The 22,539-nt window shown below is 34.0% G+C and carries 15 protein-coding genes and 2 tRNA genes; 9 read left to right on the top strand and 8 right to left on the bottom strand.

Annotated elements, in window-relative coordinates:
* Positions 1-61: 61 nt before the first annotated feature.
* Positions 62-2,728: a T9SS type B sorting domain-containing protein gene (locus OQ292_RS17620; RefSeq protein WP_284683458.1), complete on the bottom strand. Its 2,667-nt coding sequence runs from the start codon at positions 2,726-2,728 to the stop codon at positions 62-64.
* Between the two features lie 261 nt (positions 2,729-2,989).
* On the opposite strand from OQ292_RS17620, the gene OQ292_RS17615 reads away from it, so the two are divergent.
* Positions 2,990-3,535, top strand: a complete 546-nt coding sequence (locus OQ292_RS17615; RefSeq protein WP_284683457.1) for an FtsL-like putative cell division protein — start codon at positions 2,990-2,992, stop codon at positions 3,533-3,535.
* A 51-nt stretch (positions 3,536-3,586) separates the two neighbouring features.
* Positions 3,587-4,042, top strand: a complete 456-nt coding sequence (locus OQ292_RS17610; RefSeq protein WP_284683456.1) for a MaoC family dehydratase — start codon at positions 3,587-3,589, stop codon at positions 4,040-4,042.
* A 1-nt stretch (position 4,043) separates the two neighbouring features.
* Here OQ292_RS17610 and OQ292_RS17605 read toward each other — a convergent pair whose 3' ends face one another.
* A complete protein-coding gene (locus OQ292_RS17605) occupies positions 4,044-5,669 on the bottom strand; it encodes an N-acyl-D-amino-acid deacylase family protein (RefSeq protein ID WP_284683455.1) in 1,626 nt (541 codons plus the stop codon).
* 26 nt (positions 5,670-5,695) lie between these two features.
* Positions 5,696-6,724: a dipeptide epimerase gene (locus OQ292_RS17600; RefSeq protein WP_284683454.1), complete on the bottom strand. Its 1,029-nt coding sequence runs from the start codon at positions 6,722-6,724 to the stop codon at positions 5,696-5,698.
* Positions 6,725-6,902: 178 nt separating this feature from the next.
* Here OQ292_RS17600 and OQ292_RS17595 point away from each other — a divergent pair, with 178 nt between their 5' ends.
* The 4 genes from OQ292_RS17595 to OQ292_RS17580 all read left to right on the top strand — a co-directional run bounded on the left by OQ292_RS17595 (position 6,903) and on the right by OQ292_RS17580 (position 9,190).
* Positions 6,903-7,559 carry a peptidoglycan recognition protein family protein gene (locus OQ292_RS17595; RefSeq protein ID WP_284683453.1) on the top strand — a complete coding sequence of 219 codons (657 nt, stop codon included), beginning with the start codon at positions 6,903-6,905 and terminating at the stop codon, positions 7,557-7,559.
* Positions 7,560-7,632: 73 nt separating this feature from the next.
* Positions 7,633-7,706: transfer RNA gene (locus OQ292_RS17590), tRNA-Asp, on the top strand.
* Between the two features lie 32 nt (positions 7,707-7,738).
* Positions 7,739-7,815 (top strand) — tRNA-Asp (locus OQ292_RS17585).
* A gap of 118 nt (positions 7,816-7,933) precedes the next feature.
* Positions 7,934-9,190 carry a tagaturonate epimerase family protein gene (locus OQ292_RS17580; protein WP_284683452.1) on the top strand — a complete coding sequence of 419 codons (1,257 nt, stop codon included), beginning with the start codon at positions 7,934-7,936 and terminating at the stop codon, positions 9,188-9,190.
* On the opposite strand, the gene OQ292_RS17575 is transcribed toward OQ292_RS17580, so the two are convergent.
* A complete protein-coding gene (locus OQ292_RS17575; RefSeq protein WP_284683451.1) occupies positions 9,183-10,886 on the bottom strand; it encodes a SpoIIE family protein phosphatase in 1,704 nt (567 codons plus the stop codon). The genes OQ292_RS17580 and OQ292_RS17575 overlap by 8 nt on opposite strands.
* A 381-nt stretch (positions 10,887-11,267) precedes the next feature.
* Between OQ292_RS17575 and OQ292_RS17570 the strand changes: the two genes are divergently transcribed.
* Both OQ292_RS17570 and OQ292_RS17565 read left to right on the top strand, forming a co-directional pair.
* Positions 11,268-13,292, top strand: a complete 2,025-nt coding sequence (locus tag OQ292_RS17570; RefSeq protein ID WP_284683450.1) for an OmpA family protein — start codon at positions 11,268-11,270, stop codon at positions 13,290-13,292.
* Positions 13,293-13,514: 222 nt separating this feature from the next.
* Positions 13,515-14,858: a PhoH family protein gene (locus OQ292_RS17565; RefSeq protein WP_284683449.1), complete on the top strand. Its 1,344-nt coding sequence runs from the start codon at positions 13,515-13,517 to the stop codon at positions 14,856-14,858.
* A gap of 48 nt (positions 14,859-14,906) precedes the next feature.
* On the opposite strand, the gene OQ292_RS17560 is transcribed toward OQ292_RS17565, so the two are convergent.
* Positions 14,907-15,404: a C40 family peptidase gene (locus OQ292_RS17560; protein ID WP_284683448.1), complete on the bottom strand. Its 498-nt coding sequence runs from the start codon at positions 15,402-15,404 to the stop codon at positions 14,907-14,909.
* 763 nt (positions 15,405-16,167) lie between these two features.
* Between OQ292_RS17560 and hemN the strand changes: the two genes are divergently transcribed.
* The gene (gene hemN, locus OQ292_RS17555; protein ID WP_284683447.1) at positions 16,168-17,532 is read left to right on the top strand and encodes an oxygen-independent coproporphyrinogen III oxidase; all 1,365 of its coding nucleotides are present in this window, start codon (positions 16,168-16,170) and stop codon (positions 17,530-17,532) included.
* 51 nt (positions 17,533-17,583) lie between these two features.
* On the opposite strand, the gene OQ292_RS17550 is transcribed toward hemN, so the two are convergent.
* The 3 genes from OQ292_RS17550 to OQ292_RS17540 form a co-directional block, all read right to left on the bottom strand.
* The gene (locus OQ292_RS17550) at positions 17,584-20,727 is read right to left on the bottom strand and encodes an efflux RND transporter permease subunit (protein ID WP_284683446.1); all 3,144 of its coding nucleotides are present in this window, start codon (positions 20,725-20,727) and stop codon (positions 17,584-17,586) included.
* A 41-nt stretch (positions 20,728-20,768) separates the two neighbouring features.
* Positions 20,769-21,881, bottom strand: coding sequence for an efflux RND transporter periplasmic adaptor subunit (locus OQ292_RS17545; RefSeq protein ID WP_284683445.1), 1,113 nt, complete (start codon positions 21,879-21,881; stop codon positions 20,769-20,771).
* A 250-nt stretch (positions 21,882-22,131) separates the two neighbouring features.
* Positions 22,132-22,503, bottom strand: coding sequence for a hypothetical protein (locus OQ292_RS17540; RefSeq protein ID WP_284683444.1), 372 nt, complete (start codon positions 22,501-22,503; stop codon positions 22,132-22,134).
* Between the last annotated feature and the right edge of the window lie 36 nt (positions 22,504-22,539).

Genomic DNA, 22,539 nt, shown 5'->3' with positions numbered 1-22,539 from the left:
TGAAATAAATGAATTGTTGAATATGATTTCAATTGAAACCTCTATCAGAGATTTAAAAGTGCTACTCCGTTATTTTAAATAAATTTATGATGCCTTTATACTGAGTTTTTGTATACTTAACCCGATAATAATATACACCTTCTGGACTATCTCCACCATCCCATTTAAAGTCTCGATTTTCATCGTAAAAAACTACATCACCCCAGCGGTTGGTAATCTCGATGTATTTGAACTGATCATTACATAAATCTGGTGGAAGAACCAGAATTTCATACTCATCATTAATATTGTTACCATCTGGAGAGAATGCATTCGGAAAATCCTCTACAGCTTCTCTTTGAACATCAGTAAGTTTAATTCTTAAATTGATGGTGTCAGCAGCAGCAACTCCACAATCTGCAATATTGCTCACTACCATTTGAACCATATAAGTATTATCAATAGAATCATTAAAGTAATCGCAGACAGGCTCCCAACTTAAAGATGTTCGCACAGGTGAAACTCCAGAAGTATTAGAAAAGAGCATATTCACAGCTTCTGCATCAAAGTTTAACCCATTCAATCTTAATGTGAGCAAATCTTTAGTTTCATCTTGCCCTTCTATTTCAAGTTCAAGTAAATTTCCAGATTCAATAGTAACATCAAATGTTTTTTCAGATTCATTGTAATCTGCTCCTGCAATATTTATAACTGGAGCATCTTCTACACTAATTTCATAAATCAATACAAGAAACAGCTTAATACTATCACCTTCTGAATTATTACAATCTTTGTAATCTTTGGTCACAAAATCAAACTCAAATACTTCTGAGGTAGCACCATTTTCAACATCAAAAATATTATGACAGGTTGGTCTCCAATAAAACCGCGATCTAACCAAGCCAAAACCACTGATGTTTCCAAAGAAAATATTTAAATCAGAAAAGTCATAACCTTCTACGTCTCCTACTAACCTGATACTATCTGAATCAATATCGTAACTTTCGAGATTAAGCACATACTCTTCTCCCACTCTTACAGTGTCATAAAAAACACCTTCTTCCACCATGCGTAATTCTTTATCTGCACTTAATTCAGGTGCATTATTTGGTGGCGGATTGCTAATTACCTTTAAATCTACACAAATAGTGTCGGTTGCTTTGGTTCCACAAACACCTATATCTCCTACCACAAATTGAAGGTTAAAAATAGCTTCTTCTACATCAACAGGTAGGTTGCTACAACTAGGCATCCAACTAAAAGTTGATGTTACTGTAGCCAGTGCAGAATCGGCAGAAAAGTACATGCCCTCATCATCTGGATTAAAACCATTACCTATTAAACTTAATTTCACAGGATCACCATCTGGGTCTGTACCAATTACATCAAAGCTAATTTCTTCATCTGTGTTCACCTCTGCACTGTAGCAACCAGTGGCGTCATTAAACACAATATCATCACTAAAGATATCTGGTGGCGTGTTAGGTTCTGGCACTAGCACATATACACTCATAGTATCTCTTAAAGGTAAACTACAAGAGTTATCTGCTGTAATTATCTGGATTTCGTAAGGTTGATTTTTAATGATTGGGCACTCATCTAAACAAATAGAATACATAATTGTATCTCCACCATTTGTAATACCAGTTTGATCACTTGTTATAATAAAATCATTATCATCAAATCCAATAGGATTAATAATAGTAGTTAAACTCGTTAAATCATCGGGGTCTGTTACAAAAAAGTTAATGCAGTTATCTATTCTACCCGGCTCAAAAACAAGCGTATCGGTTGTACTTAGAATTTCTCCGCTTGCAGTCTCTGCAAAAACTGATGGTGCATTTGCCTCTTTACAATCTAACACCATCATTTGAAAATCTCTTAATACCTCACCAATCTTTACTCCATCTCTATACTCTTCACATTTTACCGAAAATACAAAAAGCCCTGTTTCGCTAGGTGTAACTTCCAAATAGCCAGTACTCTTTCCAATTCTTAATGCTGGATTTCCGGGAATCATCTTCGTACTATCGTAATTAGACAGAAACGTTACTGTCTCGTAAGGTCCAGATTGAGGGAAGTTTGGTACTGGTTCATCCCTAGAACTATGTCCGTTTAGTGGTGTTACCAATGAATAAACCAAAGAATCGCCATCTGCATCCGATCCAGAAAAATCAAATTGAAATGGCTGATTTATACAAGCATAATCGCTTAATGGAGGAAATAATTTTGGTGTAGAATTCACAAATGGTTCACCATCTTTCACTACAGCAGGAAACTCCATATAAAATGCCTGACCAGCTCCGCCAGGGTCAACAATATTTTGTACAGAACCATTTCTACAACAGCGCTCATAAACAGCATAATATCCCTTTGGATCGTTAAATATGCTTGCAGAGAGTCTTACCTGTGTTCTGTAGTACAATTTATCTGTACTTAAATAACCAACTGCACATTCTGGCGAGGTATATTCTACTCGAGATACAGAAACCCTTGGCATTGTATATTGGCGAATAAGCACGTTGGTTGACTTGCTATAAATGTAAATGGTTGCACTTGGGTCTCGGGCTCCTTCTAACCCAGAAATATTATCGAAATACAGTATTAATCCAAGTTGGTATAGGTCATTACCTACATGTTGTAATTCTAACTCACCACCTACAATATGTGTTGCTTGTGCAGAAATTGAATATTGGGCAAGAAACAAAAATACAATAGCTCTACACAACTGGGGTAAAGAAATTTTCATAGAGTTTCAGTTTAAATGGCTACATTCTCAAGAAGACTGGAGATTGTTTTTGCTAATCAGAGTACCCAAAATAGAATAAATTATACTGCTTTAAAAATTTGTATAGAATTATTAAAACTTGTAAAAAGTAAATAACAAGTCTAGTATTTGGAGTGTATGCTATAAATATAATAAGGATTAGCCCTAGTATTAAAAAGAAATTCTAAATTTGAGGCAAAATTCAATATAAATACTAACTGGTAAATTTTTTTAAGTTCTAGAATGAATCAAAAGACATCAGCAATTCCCACAATTATTAATATTGTAGCTTTTACGATTTTTGTGGCTTTTACTGCTTACCTTTATATTACAAACCAAAATAAATGGCAATCATCGGTTGTTGAAAACGCCCATCTGGCTGACAGTTTGAAAAAACTTACCAGTGAATATCAAAACCAGCTTGAGCAATATAAAGCAAATGAAGAGCTCCGTATTCAAACATTAAAAGAAACACGCTTCGATCCGTTCGACAGTGATAACTTCAGGTTATATGGTTTATATAGAGATGTTGAAAAAAGATATTCGTCTATGGAAGTCTCTTTAATGTTTAATGTAAATAATGCTAATGCTGTAAAAAGTAATGATGTACTAGGTGAAAGATGGTTTATTATTCCTATGAAAGGTGTACACTTTTGGGAAGAGGAAGAAACCTTAACTGATATTGCATCTAAGTATTATGAAGAGAAAAAAGACTCTATCCTGATATCCAAATTCAATCTGGATGCTGCACCGGGAAAGTTTATTTTCATCCCTTTTGATAAGAACTAACTATTTTTACTATCCTATTTCAAAACATTCATCAAATTATAATTTCTTAGTATGGTCATCATTAATGGCTTGGATGATATAGAAAATTACCTGGGTAAAGAAATTGGCATGTCGCCATGGCATAAAGTTACTCAAGAGCAAATTAACAAATTCGCAGAAGCAACCGGTGATTTTCAGTGGATTCATACCGATGTGGAGAGGTGTAAAGTAGAATCGCCTTTTAAAACTACCATTGCACATGGATATCTTACACTTTCTATGGCACCACACTTTATGGAGCAAATATTTAAAGTGGAAAAAGTGAGCATGGGTATAAACTATGGTTTAAACAAAGTGAGGTTTTCGTCTCATGTACCTGTAAATAGTAATTTGAGACTCAGAGTAAAGCTTACCGAACTTTTAAGAAAAGAATACACAGCGAAAATGACACTCAAATTAACTTTTGAGATCGAAGGTCAGGAAAAAGCTGTTTGTGTAGCAGAATCTTTGGCTCTACTTAAAGCCTGATTTATTTTTTAAATCCCGGACCTTTTACGAATTTACCAGGAGTCGCACCAGTATGTTTTCCGTTTTCTAAAACAAGTGTACCGTTTACAAAAACATATTCGACACCTTCTGCATATTGGTGCGGCTCTGTAAAAGTTGCTGTATCTATTATTTTTTCTGGATCGAAAATTACCACGTCTGCAAAATACCCTTCGAGTAGTTTGCCTCTCTCTACGATTTTGAGTTTTTCTGCTGAAAGACCTGAAAGTTTGTAGATGGCTTCTTCCATACGCAATACCTTTTCTTCCCTTACATACTTACCAAGTAAGCGGGCAAAGTTGCCATATGTACGAGGGTGAGTCATGTACTTAAGATTATCGCCTTCAGAAGCAATTGAGCGTGCATCAGAACAAAAAGTGATATAGGGTAATTTTAATTGCTTCTTTACATTTTCTTCTGACATTAAAAAATAAGCTGTACTGATATCACCATTGTTTGCTACAATTAAATCAATAACAGTTTCTGCGGGTGAAATACCTCTTGCTTTGGCTACCTCACCGAGGTTTTTACCATTTAAATAACTTAGAGAATCTTTATCGAAACCTAGTAATAAAATATTTTTGGGATCGCCAGCTAATTGAAGAAAGTTCTCCCATTCATTTTCTGACTGCTGCATTTCTGCAATAATCTCCTTTTTGGTTTCTGGGTCATTCAATCTTGCTAGCCATTTCTCTTTACCTCCATCTTGTGTCCAAGGTGGCAAGCAAGCATCTAAACCTGTAGATGCGCCAGTGTAATTGTACATATTTGCAGTAATGTTTAAACCTGATTCCTGAGCTTTTTCAATCAATTCTAGTACTTCATCTAGTTTATCCCAGTTTCTTTCTCCTGCCGCTTTCAAATGATAAATTTCAGCATCTATATTTGCTTCTTTAGCAATGGTTATCAATTCTTCAACTGCCTCTTTCAGTTTATCACCTTCACTCCGCATATGAGAAATGTAAGTACCGTTATACTCACCAGCAATTTTACTCAAAGCAATCAGCTCTTCTGTTGAGGCAAAAAAAGCAGGTGGATAAATTAATGAGCTACCAATACCCAAAGCTCCTTCTTCCATACCTTCTTTCACCAATTCTTGCATTTTTTTGAGTTCTTCAGGTGTAGGAGGCCTGTCGTCACTTCCTATTTGGTGGAGGCGCAAAGTGGTTGCACCAATAAATGAAGCAATGTTTGTCGAAATACCTTTTTCAACCAGATAATCCATATTTTGTCCCAAGCTAAAACGTGTGTGTTTAACCTTCTCTGAGTTATAAGGTCCCGGTGAACTTCCTTCTCCAAAAATCTCCAATGTTACACCTTGTTTAATATCACTCATTGAGCGACCATCTAATTCTAATGGATATGCTGCCCAACTTAAATTATTAATAAATCCCGGACTCACTACTTTTCCTTCAGCATCAATTATGTTTTCCGCCTTTTTCTTCTCTATTACCCCTACTGTTTTTATTCGGTCATTTTTTATTCCGATATCCACAGTTTGCATTCCTCCACCTGTTCCATCATAGACTTTCCCATTGGTAATAATTGTGTCGTAAGGTGTACAAGAAAACACAAAAAGTGCAAGCGTAAAAAAATAGATATATCGCATAGTTGGGGTAGTTATATTTCTCAGAATTAATTAATTATCGGATCAGCAGTTAAAGCCGCTCCATTGCCCGGAAGTTCATTGTAAACAATTTTGCCATAGTCTAGAGCAATGCCAGATGCAGGATCATTTTTAATCAATAATGCACCATCCATATCAACATAATCCAATTCTGGTGCTATATGAGCGATCGAAGAAATCCCTACACTTGATTCTGTCATGCATCCAACCATTACTTTCATACCTAAACTTCTAGCTGCTTTAACCATCCTTCTAGCAGGTGTTATTCCACCACATTTCATCAGCTTAATATTTACTCCGTGAAACAAACCTTTGCATTTTGGCACATCACTTTCAACAATACAACTTTCATCTGCAACAAGTGGCAGTTCAGAATATTTAAAAGCTTCTTTCATTGCCTCGTGCTCTTCTGCTGGCAGTGGTTGTTCTATAAATTCTACTCCCAGATTTTTAAATTCTTTAGAAAAAGAGATGCATTGTTCAGCTGTCCATCCACCATTAGCATCTACTCTCAATATGGCATCCGTCTCTTTTCTAAGTGCTTTAACTATTTCAAGATCGTGGGCTGTACCCAATTTAATTTTATACACAGGCCAAGGCATTTCCTTGATTTTATTAATCATTTCAGGGATTTTATCAATACCGAGGGTGTAATTGCTTAGAGGAGCCTTAGAATAGTCTAAATTCCAAAGTTTATACAATGGTTGATTATTGATTTTACCATATAGGTCATGAGCTGCCTCATCTAATGCACAAAGTGCAAACGGATTAGCTTGAAGTAAAGGAAAAACATCTTGCCATAATTTTTCAGGATTTATAAACTGATAGTCCGCAAGAAAACTTTCAAGAGCAAGTAAATCCTGTTCAATTAAATCTGTGGTAATGTTGTAATATGGATTAGCGGTCGCTTCTCCTAAACCTGTAAAACCATTAAAAGAAAGTAAAACAATGGCATTGTCTACACTAGTGCGACTTCCTCTGGAAATTGTGAAAGTTTGTTTTAATTGTAAAGTTTGTTTCTTTATTTTCAGTTGCATTTCTTCTTGATAGTTTAGAATGCTAATTTAATAGCAGAATGGGCTTTAATCAAATTTAAGCCAAAAGCTGTTTCCTATTTGTTTAAAATTATTCTGTGTTTGAAGAAAACCTGATAGCTCTGCTCAATTATTTTTTACCCAAAACAAAATTAATCTAACAATCAAAACTGCTCATTTTATGAAAATTCTCTTTTCTGTTTACATTCTATTTTTTATTAGCTCTTTCAACCTTTCTGCTCAAATTAAAATAATTGATAAACCAATTACTTGGAATGATAAAAGAAAGGACTTATCGCTTGAATACCTGCAACAAAGACATAGCTTAGACTTGGACTCACCTTACATTAATCCAAAAATGGTTGTAGTACATTACACAGTTATTCCAACTTTAGAAGGAACAATGCGGGCTTTTATGAATCCAGAATTGCCCGGAGCAAGAGAAGCTATTAAAGGAGCAAGTTCTCTTAATGTTTCATCGCAGTTTGTAATCGATCAAGATGGTACAATTTACAGGCTTTTACCAGAAACTGCTTTTGCCCGACATGTAATCGGATTAAACTATTGTGCTATTGGAATTGAAAATGTTGGAGGAACTGAAGAAGTTCCGCTCACAAAAAAACAATTAAAATCTAATGTAAAATTGATTAAATATTTAAAGAAAAAATATGACATTGAATATTTAATTGGCCACTCAGAATACACCGATTTTGCTGGCTCTACGCTTTGGAAAGAGGTTGACGACAACTATAGAACTACAAAATCTGACCCAGGAGAAGACTTTATGAAAGGCATAAGAAAGAAGGTGAAAAAACTAGATTTTAAGAGCAAACCATAAAATATTTAAAAAAATATCGCCAAAGGTGTTGTTTTTAAATGTTCGCTTACATACTTTTGCATCACCAAAAAACGGAGCAGTAGTTCAGTTGGTTAGAATGCCTGCCTGTCACGCAGGAGGTCGCGGGTTCGAGTCCCGTCTGTTCCGCTAAGTTTTCATGGTTTTAAAGTTTTTGAACTGGAGCAGTAGTTCAGTTGGTTAGAATGCCTGCCTGTCACGCAGGAGGTCGCGGGTTCGAGTCCCGTCTGTTCCGCCAAAATCCCCACAAGCTTTGCTTGTGGGGATTTTTTTTTGTTCTTAGTTTGGATTATGCTAACTTTTTTATGATCATAGTAATAAGTTTTATCTTCTCCTTAATAAACAGCAAATAAACTATGATCTCGCTAGATAAATATTCATTTGGCTTTGGTGACAGGTTTTCTCTCCATGGTGAAGCATTTATACAAGCGCTTAAAAAAGCCAATGATTCAGGTTTAAAAATCACTCCAGTCTGGAATAAATCTTTTAGAGGCTATTCATTTGTTGGTGATGATGCCGCTACAGTAAAAGAAAAGGTAGACAAGCTAATGCTAAAACATACTTGGTGCAAGCAATACCTAATTGATGCAGACCACATCAAGTATGATAATGTTTCTGAGTTTATAGATGCTTGCGATTATTTTACAATTGATGTTTCTGGATACATCAGAAAACTGGCTCATTACGACGAAATGGACAGTTTTATAAAAGCAAATCAGAAATATATTGGTAGAATGAATGTGCCTGGTATGAGTGAAACTTTTCAAGTATTTGAAAATATGATCACTTCATTTGCAGGAATGTACCTACTCGCTGCACAAAAAGCAGGAGAAGTTTATCAGCTCATAAAAAAAAGAAAAGGACACAAGAATTTCATTACCGAAATTTCTATGGATGAAGTTCACTACTCCCATAGTCCGTTAGAATTGTTTTTTATTTTGAATGCTCTTGCCTACTACGATGTCGATTTTCAATTAATCTCACCAAAGTTTATTGGGAGATTTAATAAAAATGTTGAGTATGCTGGGGAGACACAAAAGTTTAAGGCAGAGCTAGAGATGTATCTAAAAATGATAAATTTCGCAGTTGATGAGTTTAGCTTGAACCCTAATCTTAAGTTGAGCATACACAGCGGTAGCGATAAATTTGCTATCTATCCGATTATCAAAGACGTTATCCAAAAATTTGATGCTGGTATTCATATAAAAACCTCTGGAATAGGCTGGTTAGACTCAATAATGTATCTAGCAAAACTAGAAGGAGAAGCATACGATTTTGTGAAGGAAATTTATATTACTTCTTATGAAGATTTTTCTGAATTGGTAACTCCATATGACAAAGTGGTAGATATCAATAAATCTAAACTGCCGACTCCAGAAGAAATTAATAAATTAAATGGTGCGCAGTTTAAAGCTGCTCTAGACAATAATCCAGATAATAAGGATTATAACCCTACTTTAAGACAATTTATATCTTGTGCTTATAAAACAGCCGCTTGTCAAAAAGAAAAATATGAGAGATTGGTTAATGAAAATCTGGGAATGATAAATAAGCAAATTGAAGAAAATTTATTTGACAGGCACTTTTCTCAAATCTATCCAGCTTCTAATTAATTTTAAAACCAATAATTAAGATATCGTCAATCTGAATCTGATTTGGATTTTCTTCGTACATCCACTGTTCTAATTCGGAATTAAGCATACTTTTTTGCTCTTCAAAAGGAAGTTTGTGTATACTGAGGAATAATTCTTTAAGTCTTTTCTTAGTGAACTTTTTACCAACTGTACCCGGACCACCAAACTGATCTTGAAAACCATCTGAATAAATATAAAAATAGCCTGTATTATCATCCAGCTCAATCTCATGATTGGTAAATAAATTAGGCTCGTTTTTACGGTTTCTGCTACCTATAGAAATTCTATCTCCTTTTATCTCATTAATTTCTTCATTTTGAATAAAAATTAATGGATTTCGCGCTCCTGCATATTCAACCTTCGGCTTTGCATTAAACAATTTCAATTTTTCCGGATGATTGTCAATTACACAAAGCGCCACATCTAATGTATCACCATTTACATCAATATCATGCTTAAAAATCTTTTTAAACATCACATCAAGTTCGTTCAAAATCTCGCTCGCCTTTGTAAGTCCTTTAATATAAACAGCTTCATAAAGTAGCCTTTCCCCTATTAAAGACATAAAAGCGCCTGGTACACCATGCCCCATACAGTCAATAGCAGCAATTATTGTCCTGTAATCTTTCTGAAAATACCAGTAAAAATCTCCGCTAACTACATTTTTTGGTCTAAAGAAAATAAAGGAATCTTCAAGCATTTTGGGCAATTCGCTTATTCTTGGCAACAGCGAATCTTGAATTCTCTGGGCATAGTTAATACTAGCTTCGATCTGCTTATTTTTATATTCTAAGTCTGTATGAACCTGTTCTAATTTTAAATGGGCGGCTTCAGTTTTTTGTCTTAGTGCATATTCGTTTTTCAAGGCACTTTCAACCTTGTCTTTTGTGCTCATCAATACCATGTTAAGCTCAAGTAACTCATCAGAATTTTCTAATACTTCATCTTGAGCTTCTGCCAATTCTGAATTGAGATTTCTAAGATATTCTTTCTCTTTATTTATTTTCTCAAAAATCTTAGCAATATTTTTTACTACTGGCCTAAATACAAAAAGCCCAATAATAAATATACCAATTATATTCGCTCCAAATACAACTAAAACAACTTTTTTAAGAATAGCTTGATTAACCTGTGCTTCAAGTTCATACTGAATCAAAAGTTCATTCATAATCCCTTGAAAGTATTCTTCATTCTCAAGAAGAACATTTATTTTTTTATCCAGAATTATTTTTCTTTCAGCTATATCGTAATCATAAGTTGAGATAATATCTTCACAAGCTCTTCTAATTTTTTGGAAATGAGACTCTACCGCATTTAGTAATTTTTCAACATCCTTACTTTTCTTTCCGGGTAAGTTCAGGCCTTCATCTCCTTTAATTAAGCCTTCGTGAATTCGCCACAACTCTCTAAAATTGTTTTCAAAACTTTGGAGCTTGGTATTATAATTTGGTTGGTTATAAATATTTTGAAGAATAAGCGATTCTTTTACTAAAGTCTGACTTAACATTCCCTGTTGTCCAGCTATTCTTATAAACCTGCTATCGTATTCTTTTATACTCAGTGAAAAATGGAAAATAAAAAAGCAAAGAATAGCTAATATCCCCATAATAGATAATGCAACTATATAGGAAAAAGTTAACTTCTTACTGGGGCTAGCTTCAAGCTGTATTTTCATTTTTATTACTTGCTAGAAAAAAATTTAGCTTTTACTACATGATATTCTTCATGCAACGTTGATGCTAATTTTTTATTAGAAAAATCATAAAAAGTTTAATTATAAATTTTTATTACATATAAGCTCCTGCGTTTGTAGGGCTATTTTCTCCAAAAATCCTACAGAGCATAAAAAGGTGTAAATTTTTAATATAGTTTTTGTCAAATACGAAATAAAAAAGGCCAACTGTAGTTAAAAAAAATATTGCTATAAGGTCAATTGTACCTTCTAAACAGCACAAACTTTTTAAACTTAATTTTTTCCAATCACCACTTCGACTAATTTTTTGAAAATTAAATTATACAATTAATTATGCTTTCTTATTGTTCATCACAGCATTTATTGAAGCGCTATCGTCATTGGTTCGCGCTACTTATTTTTTTATTTGGCGTTTCCAGCCTATACGCTCAAAATGCAAATACTTTATTAAAGAAAGGTATTCAAGAGTATGAAAGTGGAAATTTCAAAACCGCAGCAGAATACCTTGAGCAGGTAATTACAGCACAGCCAAATAACATTGAAGCTAAGTTGTATGCAAGCCGTAGTTATCTAAATACTTACGAAGATAACTCTGCTAAAGCATTACAATACCTTACTTCGTTGCAAAACAATACAGATGCTACAGAAGACCCTTCTTATTTCATGCTTTTAGCAGATGCTTACTTCAAACAAAGAAGGTTTGAAAATGCAAATTCTGCATTAGACAAAGCAAATATTAATGGTAATACAATTGAAGATATAACTTATCTAAGAAACACAATTAATAATGCAAATAGTGGCTACTCAGCTCCACGTAAAGGCATTGTTGTAAAAAATCTTGGAAACAAAGTAAACTCTGCTGGTTTAGATTACAGTGCTGTAATGGAAAACGACCACAGAACAATTCTTTTTACCTCTAGAAGAGAGCAAAAAATTACCCAGACAGCAGCAGATGGTTACAACTACGAGTTGATTTACAAAACCACTATGAATGATGATGATGAGTGGCAAGTTCCTGTGGTTATGGATACTGAAGTTAGCAGCAAACGTCATGATGCTACTGTTCAGTTGATAAAAAGCGAAAACAAAATAGTTTTCTATAATGCAGGTGATTTATACATTTCAGAATATGAAGATGGTGAATGGGAAGAAGGTTCAAAAATCAAAGAAATTGCTTCTGTTGGTAACGAACCACATTGTTTTATTGCAGATAATGGAAGCATAATTTATTTCTCGTCTGACTTTGGAACTCAAAACGAAGACTTGGATTTATTTTACATCAAGAAAGACGAAAACGGAAAATGGACTGCTCCTGAGCCTTTAACAGAATTAAATACTCCTTACGACGACGATGCTCCTTATATCGATGAGAAAGGGAACTTCTATTTCAGCTCAAAAGGACATAATTCTATGGGTGGTTATGATGTTTTCCAAACCAAATTTGATAGTAAAAATAAAACATGGCAACAGCCTAGAAATATGCGTCATCCTATAAATAGTGTATCTGATGACATTTATTTCAACATTTCTGGTAAATACGCATACTTATCATCTTCGAGAGCTGGTGGTGAAGGTTCTTTAGATATCTATGGTGTTTATATGTTTGATCAAGTAAAACTGGAAGGTAAAGTTTTAGATGAAGCAAGTAACCCTGTTACAGAAGCATTAATCACTATGACTCACGAAGGACATTCTTTTGAAACGTACACTGATGTTTTCGGAAGATATCAAATATTTGTTCCTTTTGATGAAGACCTTGATGTTAAAATCAATAAAGACAACCAAGAGATTTATAGCAATGACCTTAAAGTGAATTTGTCTTTAAGAGATGAAAATAAAAACGAGTATAATTTCTTGTTAGGACAAAATCAGATGAATGCTGATAAAGATGGTAATAGCAATGCTATGAGATATTTTGCTATTAATGATGAAAACAATGTTTTACTAAGAAATTCTGGTGATGCACCTCCAGTTGAAAGCGGATTAGCAGTAGTTAAAAGAACTGAAGAGACTAATACTTTTAACAGACCAATGGTGAAGGAGACAGATCCTAATAATGTAATTTTCGAAGAAGTAAGTGTATTCTTTGAAATTAACGACATTGAAGTTGACGAAAAATACTACGAAAACCTTGATAGAATCGTCATGTTCTTGAAGGACAATCCTGCAACTACTTTAGAAATCGCTGGCCATACAGATGCAACTGGTTCAAAAGATTACAATTTCTTATTATCTGCAAGAAGAGCAGAAAAAGTTGCAGACTATCTATCTTCTAAAGGAATTAGTGAGAAAAGATTAATTGTAGTGAGTTATGGAAAATCTCTACCTGTAATCTCTACAGACGACATTAACCCTAAAAACAGAAGGGTTGTAATAAATATAAAATAAGTAAGTAAATTTTCTGATATTAAAGGGTTTCGGTGATTCTTACCGAAGCCTTTTTTTATTTATACACACATCATATAAATACCCAAAGTCTATTAACAAGAAAAAATCACTAAAGATTGGAATAAATAATACAAATGATTTAATTAGATAGCACAAGCACCTGACTATTAACTTAATCAGGTATTTTTTTATCAAAACATAATCTAACAAATACCAGCTTTTATGGCAGGAAGAAGAAAAAAGCAACCTAAGATATTTGTATTAGACACTTCAGTTATTCTTTATGACCACGCTTCGATCAATAACTTTGAAGAAAACGATGTAGCCATCCCCATATCTGTTTTAGAAGAGCTGGATAATTTCAAAAAAGGCAACGATACGCTAAACTTTAATGCCAGAGAATTTACCCGGTTTCTCGATAATGCCTCAGACCGTGAAACATTGCATGAGTGGATACCCATTCAAAAAGGCAATGGAAAAGGTAAGATGAAGGTAATAATGGACGAAGAAAGCCAACCAGATGCAAGAGAAATTTTTGGTGCTAATAAAGCTGATCATCGCATTTTAAATGTGGCGATTAAACTAAAGCAAGAATTCCCTAGCAGATCGGTAACATTAATTAGTAAAGATATTAACCTCAGAATTAAGGCAAAGTCTCTTGATTTGATAGCTGCTGATTATGAAACTGGCAAAGTTACTCATGTTGATGAGCTATATTCGGGCATGGAGCTTATAGATGGTGTTGATAATGAAATTATTGATAAAATTTATAAAGATGGCTCCTGTTCTTTAGAAGAGCTTAATATAGATGTAACTGTTGTAGCTAATAAGTACTTTATTATTAAAAACAACAGTGCTTCAGCACTTACTTATTACAACCCAGAAACAAAGCTATTAGAAAGAGTACATAAGACCAATGCATACAATATAAAACCTAAAAATGCTGAACAGGTCTTTGCACTTCATGCTTTGCTTAACAACAATATTAGATTAGTAACTTTACAAGGTGTTGCTGGTACAGGTAAAACATTACTTGCTTTGGCAGGAGCTATTGAGATGCGAAAAAGCTACCAACAAATCTACTTAGCTAGACCTATTGTTCCTTTAAGCAATAAAGATATTGGTTTTTTGCCGGGCGATATCAAGTCTAAGCTAAACCCATATATGGAGCCACTGTATGATAATCTTAAGTTCATTAAAAATCAGTTTAAAGAAACTGATAAGGAGTTTAAGCGAATTACAGAGATGCTCGATAATGAAAAACTGGTTATTACACCTTTAGCTTATATAAGAGGTCGAAGTCTTTCTAATATCTTTTTCATTGTGGATGAAGCTCAAAACCTTACTCCACATGAGATTAAGACTATTATCACACGAGCAGGAGAAAACACTAAGATTATTTTTACTGGAGATATTTATCAGATAGATACACCATATCTTGATACTCAAAGTAATGGGCTATCCTATTTAATAGACAGGTTACATAATCATCCTTTGGTGGCTCATGTTAAGCTTCAAAAAGGTGAGCGCTCAGAATTGGCAAACCTTGCTAACGATTTATTATAAAAAAAACCGGAATTAATTTCCGGTTTCCTTCTTATTTTAATTAGGCATTTAAAACACTCTGGTTCCAAAAATGTATTTATCTTTCCAATAATAAGGGTCATCTACAGAAGCCACACTCACCCCTTTCTTGCTCGACGCATGGATAAATTTTCCATCGCCCAAGTAGATCCCCGAATGCGTAATTAGATTAGCAGAGTTATAGGTATTGATAAAGAAAACTAAATCACCACGCTGCAAATCTCCCCTATTTGCTATAATTCTTCCATACCTTCCTTGCTCATGAGAATTGTGTGGTAGTTCGCCACCATATTGAGCAAAGCTTACTTTTATAAGTCCTGAACAATCCATACCTCTTTTTGTTAAACCTCCCATCTTGTGCTTGGTTCCTAAATAATATTCGGCTGCATTAATTACTTTTTCAGGATTATCTGTAGTAAGATCTAAGGTTCTTTCAATGCCATCATTTCTGAAATCTACTAATCTTTGTTTTAATTCCTTGTTAGTAATGTGTGATAATAAAATGTCAAATTCAGATTTTGTTCTCATGCTTTTGTCAGTTGAAACAGTTTTACTTCCTGAAATTTTAGGAGAACAAGAAAATAAGAGAGCAGAAAACAGTAATAGAAGTGTTAAATTGTTTTTCATTTGTCTTTTTAAAGTAGTAGGTATTTTAATTATTCAAGTCTAAAACACAGGAAATCATATTCAATTACTTCCTTAAAGAAAACGTATAATACTGATGTAAGTTTCTTTATGTTTTGAGATAAAAAAAACCAATAAAAATTTAATTATTTTGAAACAAAGCAATTAATCGAAATATAACATCAATTTTATTTCAATTTCGATATTTAATTCTGAATAAAATTATATCACTTAATTAAGGTATTGGTCAAAATGTATTTTTTTGAATTTTGTTTTAACATTTTTAAAAGTTTTCATTACATAGTGGGACCACCTGTAGACTTTCCAAAATTTGACAGGTCGGAAAATCTCCGCTATCTTAGTATTGTCATTTGGTTGATCATATTGATAACAACAGTTTATCATTAGGTCATAAGATTTTAAAGTTTATAGTTTCAGTTAAATTTATCTTCTATTCGGACTGCTTCCATTTTTCTAAGTGGAAGTAGTTTTTTTTTGTACCTACCCTAAAATTTAAATATAACTCCACAGTCTTCCTTAAGTTATATCACTTTTTAAATCGATAACCATAAACTGACTTTTATCATTTTTCACTTTGACTCACCTCATAAATCAAATTTAAATCTCACTTTACCTTTGAAGAGTTCAATTATCTGAAAATTATAAAATGTTACAAAACCTCGTTCAAAAGTATAACATACCTGGACCAAGGTATACTAGTTATCCAACTGTGCCTTACTGGGATGAAAGTCAGTTTACTAGAAATAAATGGATTTCTTGTGTGCAAAAATCCTTTATAGAAAGTAATGATACTGAGGGGATCAGCCTATACATACATTTACCATTTTGTGAAAGCATGTGTACATTTTGCGGCTGTAATAAAAGAATTACGAAAAACCACTTAGTAGAAAGTGTTTATATAAATTCTGTTTTAAAAGAATGGGAATTATACTGCAACTACTTTCATAAAAAACCAAAAATTAAAGAAATACATTTGGGCGGTGGCACACCGACATTCTTCTCTCCAGAAAACCTAAAAATACTTATAGATGGCATATTCAAAAGGGCTGAAAAGTTTGATAACGACTCTTACTTTAGTTTCGAAGGCCATCCAAATAACACAACCTTAGAACACTTAAAAAAGCTTTACGAATTAGGATTTAGAAGAGTAAGCTATGGCATACAAGATTTTGATCCTTATGTCCAAACATTAATCAATAGGATTCAATCATTCGAAAATGTTAAAAGAGTTACTGAACAAGCCAGAGAAATTGGATACACATCTGTAAACTTTGATATAATCTATGGACTGCCTCAGCAAAAACTGAGTAGTGTAATTAATACGATGGATTTGGTGAATCAATTAAAACCAGATAGAATCGCATATTACAGTTATGCTCATGTACCTTGGATTAAAGGTCTAGGGCAACGTAAATTTACAGAAGAAGACCTACCCTCACCTCAACTAAAACAAGAGCTTTACGAGACCGGAAAAAGCCTCTTAAAAGAAAATGGATATCTTGAAATAGGAATGGATCATTTTGCCTTAGAACATGACAGTTTATGGAGTGCACTTCAGAATAAGACTTTACACAGAAACTTTATGGGTTATTCTGATTCCAAAACTCAAATGATGATTGGATTAGGAGTTTCTTCTATAAGCGATTCATGGACTGGATTTTCTCAAAATGAAAAAAAACTAGAAGACTATTATCAAGCAATTAAAGAAAATAGAATCCCTGTTTTTAGAGGCCATATATTATCCGATGAAGATTTAATTGTCCGCCAACACATATTAAATCTAATGTGTCAATTAGAAACCAAATGGCAAGCAGGAGAATTTGGTGAATGCGAAATCGATATTTTAAGTCGATTAGCGACTTATGAAAAAGATGAATTAATAGAATTGAATGGCAAAAACCTAAAAGTAACCAAAGAAGGCAAAGCCTTTATTAGAAATATTTGTATGGCTTTCGACGTAAAACTTTGGCGTAAAAAACCAACCACGAAGCTTTTTTCCATGACTATATAAAAAAACGGGATGTCTATTTAATAGCATCCCGTTTCTTTTAAATTATAATTTTTATTGAGGAATCTCGGCTTTTAATTCTTGAACTGCTGGTTCCATCTCTTCTGGTGTAGGCTTCTTACCTTCCCACAACCAGTATAAATGTACTTTTAATGCGTTCATTGAAGCTAAAAGAACTGGTAAAGTAAGCAAAGTGAGGAATGTTGCAACTCCCAAGCCATAAGCTACAGAAATAGCCATTGGGATTAAGAATTTAGCCTGAAAACTTGTTTCAAGTATAAGTGGACCTAATCCAGCAATGGTAGTTACAGAGGTTAAAACAATTGGTCTAAAACGAGATAAACCAGCTTCAAACAATGCATCTTTAAAGGCATAGCCTTCTTTTAGTAAATTGTTAAATGCCCCCACTAGTACGAGTGAATCATTAACCATAATACCAATTAATGCCAAAATACCATAAGCCGATAAAAAGCTAATTGGAGCTCCGTGAATAAAATGTCCCCAAACCACACCAATTACACCAAATGGCACTGTAATTATTACATTAAGCGCTTGTACTGCTGATCTAAATGTAAGTGAAATTACTACAAAAATGAGGATTAATACTACAAAAACTACTTTTGAACCCGAACTCGCAGTTCTACTTGCAGCTTTCGTCTGCCCTCCATACTCGAAAGCAACTGTTGGATACTTACTAAGCACTGGTGGTAGAATCTGGTTACTCACAATCGACATCATGTCTGTAGCGGAAGTATTTGGGTCTGCCAAATCTGCTTCTACATTGATCTCCCTTTTGCCATTTAAGTGATTAATAGCAATTAAACCTCTTTGCACCTCAAAAAAAGCAATCTCTCTCAAAGGAAACTCTTGACCAGAATCAGTTCTAATTCGCATATCTTCCAGATTACCTACCGATCTTCTATCAGTCTCTTTATACCTTACCCAAACTTTTACTTCATCTAGTCCACGTTGTAATCTTTGTACTTCGCTACCAAAAAAACCATATCTAACTTGGTTTACTACTTGCTGTAAAGTTAAACCAAGCAAATGTGCCTTTTCTTTGAGCTTAATATCTATCTCTCGTAAACCTTCCTGATCACTATCAACCACATCTTTTAATTCTGGCATATCGCTTAGTGCTAGCTTCAACTCTTCTTTGGCAGCATTTAACTCCTCCAAATTGTTGCCTAATAGAGAAATTGAAACAGGTTTACCAAAAATACTTCGCGTGCCATAAGATACTTTATCAGCTTCAGGGATAGGCCCTGTTCTTTCGCGAATTGCATTCGTTATCAAGTAACTTGGTACATTTCTAGTTTCGGCATCTAAAAGACTAATATTAATTGAACCTGTATTAATACTAGGACCAACTCTTTTATCTACAAATTTGATAATTTCTAAACTATCTTCTCTTCCCTCAGAAAATTCATCATTTACCTCAAAAACTGCCTTTTCTATTTTGTCTAACCATTCCGATGTTACGGCACTACTAGTACCAGAAGGCATGGTAAGTTCAATTGAAATTACGTCAAATTCTAGTGGCGCAAAGAAGGTTGTTTTTACAATTCCACCTGCTACAGCAGCTAAACTCAATATGAGGAATGATAATGGAATAGCCAGTCCCATTGTATGATTGTTGATACAGAATCTTAAAACTGGGGCATAAAGCTTATTTTTCATCCAGTCCATGAAATTAGCCATCTTTCTCTCTACAACACCATCTTTTTCTCCTCTTTTTAAAGAATTAGAATGTGCAACGTGCCCTGGTAAAATAAAGAAACCTTCTATTAATGAAAAAGATAAGGTTACAATTACCACGAAGGCGATATTGTTGGCAAAATCACCGATTCTCCCCTCTAAAAAGAAGAATATTGAAAAAGCTAAAACAGTAGTTATAATCGCTGAAAAAACAGCTGGCACCACTTCCATTGTACCATCTATAGCCGCTTTAATTGGAGGCTTGCCTTTCTCATAATGTTGATAGATATTTTCTGATATTACAATTCCATCATCTACAAGAATACCTACAACGATTATCATCCCGAAGAGAGAAGAAATATTGATGGATATACCATATAGACTAGCAAGAATAAACATTCCAAAAAATGATACGGGAATACCTAATGCTACCCAAAATGCTAACCTAAATTTGAGAAATAAAGCAAGAAAAACTAGAACTAGAAACGAACCTACAATGCCATTTTCTACCAAAAGATCTATTCTTTGATTAACCACTACAGCACCATCTCTAATCATAGTCGCTGTTATATAATTATTCTTCTGGTTAAACTCTTCTATATATTCATTTACTCTATCAGAAATATAAATGATATCCTCTTCAATGGTATAATTAACTATAACAGTAACTGCTGTATTACCATTCATGTAGCTTCTATTAGGTGTATCTGCCCACTTATCTTCTACATCAGCCACATCTTTTAACCTGATAATCGTACCATCATCAGAAGCTTTTACAATGATATCTTTAAGGTTATCAGCATAGTATTCCTTCGAGCGCGAACGAATTTGCAACTCCTCTCTTTCTCCTTTTATAGTACCACCAGTAATTTCAAGATTAGCACTTCTTACCGCTTGGGTTACTTGGTCAAATGTAAGTTGATAACTTCTTAGATCATCTTCTCGCAAACTAATTTCAATTTCTTCGTCTGGGAAACCCGCCAACTCAACTTTAGAAATTCCGGGAATGCCTCTAAGATCGTTTTCTACTTGCCTGCCATAAGCTTTAAGCGTTCGCAGATCTGCATCACCACTCAAAGTGAATGTACAGGCTATATTCAAGTTTTCCTGTTTATATACGGAAGGAGGTTCCATACCATCTGGGAAAGAGCTAATTTGATCTACAGCATTTTTCACATCCTGCAAAATCAAATCTATATCAAAAGCATCTTCTATCTCTACGGTTACTGAGCCAGCGTTCTCTTGTGACACAGATGAAATTTCTTTGATACCCGTAAGCCCTTTCAGGTTATCTTCAATCTTTAAAACTACTCCCTCTTCAATTTCTTCTGGAGAAGATCCTGGATAAGTTACCCTAATATTTATTATAGTACTTTCAGACTCAGGAAAGAAAGCAGATCGCAGGCTTGTTAAACTAAACCACCCAAAAATAAATGTAACAGCCAGTAAGGCATTTCCGGCTATTGGGTACTTTATAAAATATTTTATAATTGATTTCATATTCGGTATCTGATTGGAATTAGGAGAAAAATTTTGAGCAACTAGTTGTAGGTTTTAACCTTCATTCCATCATAAGCTCCTGTTAGGTTTTCACGAATGATCTCAGTACCATCTTCCAAACCACGTACAATTACAGTTTCGTCGTTAAGTTTTACAATTTCAACTGTTTTAGAAACCAACATAGAATCTTTTACCACATACAATTCTCTATCGTTCATTAAGAGCTTTCTCGGCACCTCTAATGCATCGTTTATAATATCTGCATTAATTCTACCTTTCAAATACATTCCTTCTTTTAGGCCTTTACCAGAAGCTTGTACATAAGCCTTTAAAGTCTGAGTATTTGGATCAATTTTATTTCCTACTCTTATTACTTTTCCGTTCCAATCTCCATTTACATCAGCAGATTGTAACTGAACATCATCCCCAACTTTTACAAATTCACTTTCATTTAAGCTTATAGCTACTTCCATCTCATACACATTCGGATTAATAAACTCACCTAACAACTGACCTGTTCGTACCAATGTACCCGGTGTTATAGCTGCTTCTGTAATCACTCCATCATATGGTGCGTAAATAGTATATTTTGCTAAACGAGACTCTGCACTTTTAATAGTGTAATAAAGGTTGTATACATTCTGAGCCGCAAAAAAGTACTTTTCCTGATCGTTTTTTGGCTCTGGTAGTTCTGGAAGTGGCTTGTTTACATCAAAGCTTTCTACATACTCTAACCACTCACTTGCACTTTGAGAGTAATCGATTTTAATTTCGGGTAAGATGAGTGTTATTTGATTTAATACATTGCTTTTTTGAGCGAGCATATCAAGTCTGGCTTCAGAATCATCTAATTTTACAAGCACCTCGCCTTTTCTGTAATAATTACCGGGTTTAAATTCTTTACTGGCTTCTAACATTACACCAGAAACCTCAGCATAAATTTCTATTTTGTTTTTGGCTTCTAGTTTCCCCGTTACCGCTACTGAAGAGTTTACATCTTGATTTTTCACCAAAGATGTTCGTACAAGTTTTAGGTCAGAAACTACTTGCTTTCTCGCCGTTTGCTCTTCTGGAGTTGCTATTTTCATTGCAAAGAAGATAGACGCAATTATAACTAGCGCACCACCAACAATCGATAGTTTTCTCTTATTCATATTTATCGTAAAATGTAAGTAATCGTAAATCTTAGAGTTTTAAAATTCTACTAAATTAGATCGATATCCATAAATATACTCATCTCCTAAGAATTTTAATGTCTTAAATATGTGAGGAGTCGATTTTTGTCTACAGTTTGGCGATTCTAATCTATGGGATATGTTAATCTGATTTGACTATGATAACAGATTTAATTATTACTATTAAGCTTATAAAACATAACATTTTATGAATTTCAAGCTCAAAATATCAGCCCCACTTGATATGCATTGGTCCGGTAAGTCGAACAGGTACTTTTTTACCTCTTTGCTTACCTGCTTTCCAGCGATTAATATTTTCTATTAGCTCTTCCAAATTTTCAATTTCTGCTGATGAACAGAAATTTCTGATATTCCCTTCAGCATCAATGACAAAAGAAAAATATAGTATTGCAGGATGAGAAGGTAACTTTAAATCTTTATAAAACTGAGAGTATCCACCTTCATACTCAGGAGATTCTTCAACAATTAACATCACCTCCATACCATCAATAGAATCTAGCTCACAATCAGTCAGTTGTTGAGCTTGAGTTGTATAGGAATAAAATGTAATTATGCAGACATTCAACAAATACTTTATCATTGTTTTAATTCTACTTTAAATTCAAGTAATCACATT

The organism is Chondrinema litorale (genome assembly GCF_026250525.1).
In the GTDB taxonomy this organism is placed as follows: Bacteria; Bacteroidota; Bacteroidia; order Cytophagales; family Flammeovirgaceae; genus Chondrinema; species Chondrinema litorale.
This window is presented reverse-complemented; position numbering and strand designations above follow the sequence as displayed.

What these genes read in the sequence shown, in the direction of transcription:
- OQ292_RS17595 (WP_284683453.1), top strand. Translation starts at nt 6,903, where the DNA reads ATGAAAATTCTCTTTTCTGTTTACATTCTATTTTTTATTAGCTCTTTC.
- OQ292_RS17545 (WP_284683445.1), bottom strand. Translation starts at nt 21,881, where the DNA reads ATGAATAAGAGAAAACTATCGATTGTTGGTGGTGCGCTAGTTATAATT.
- OQ292_RS17560 (WP_284683448.1), bottom strand. Translation starts at nt 15,404, where the DNA reads ATGAGAACAAAATCTGAATTTGACATTTTATTATCACACATTACTAAC.
- OQ292_RS17620 (WP_284683458.1), bottom strand. Translation starts at nt 2,728, where the DNA reads ATGAAAATTTCTTTACCCCAGTTGTGTAGAGCTATTGTATTTTTGTTT.
- OQ292_RS17610 (WP_284683456.1), top strand. Translation starts at nt 3,587, where the DNA reads ATGGTCATCATTAATGGCTTGGATGATATAGAAAATTACCTGGGTAAA.
- OQ292_RS17600 (WP_284683454.1), bottom strand. Translation starts at nt 6,724, where the DNA reads ATGCAACTGAAAATAAAGAAACAAACTTTACAATTAAAACAAACTTTC.
- OQ292_RS17550 (WP_284683446.1), bottom strand. Translation starts at nt 20,727, where the DNA reads ATGAAATCAATTATAAAATATTTTATAAAGTACCCAATAGCCGGAAAT.
- OQ292_RS17565 (WP_284683449.1), top strand. Translation starts at nt 13,515, where the DNA reads ATGGCAGGAAGAAGAAAAAAGCAACCTAAGATATTTGTATTAGACACT.
- OQ292_RS17605 (WP_284683455.1), bottom strand. Translation starts at nt 5,669, where the DNA reads ATGCGATATATCTATTTTTTTACGCTTGCACTTTTTGTGTTTTCTTGT.
- OQ292_RS17540 (WP_284683444.1), bottom strand. Translation starts at nt 22,503, where the DNA reads ATGATAAAGTATTTGTTGAATGTCTGCATAATTACATTTTATTCCTAT.
- OQ292_RS17615 (WP_284683457.1), top strand. Translation starts at nt 2,990, where the DNA reads ATGAATCAAAAGACATCAGCAATTCCCACAATTATTAATATTGTAGCT.
- OQ292_RS17580 (WP_284683452.1), top strand. Translation starts at nt 7,934, where the DNA reads ATGATCTCGCTAGATAAATATTCATTTGGCTTTGGTGACAGGTTTTCT.
- OQ292_RS17575 (WP_284683451.1), bottom strand. Translation starts at nt 10,886, where the DNA reads ATGAAAATACAGCTTGAAGCTAGCCCCAGTAAGAAGTTAACTTTTTCC.
- hemN (WP_284683447.1), top strand. Translation starts at nt 16,168, where the DNA reads ATGTTACAAAACCTCGTTCAAAAGTATAACATACCTGGACCAAGGTAT.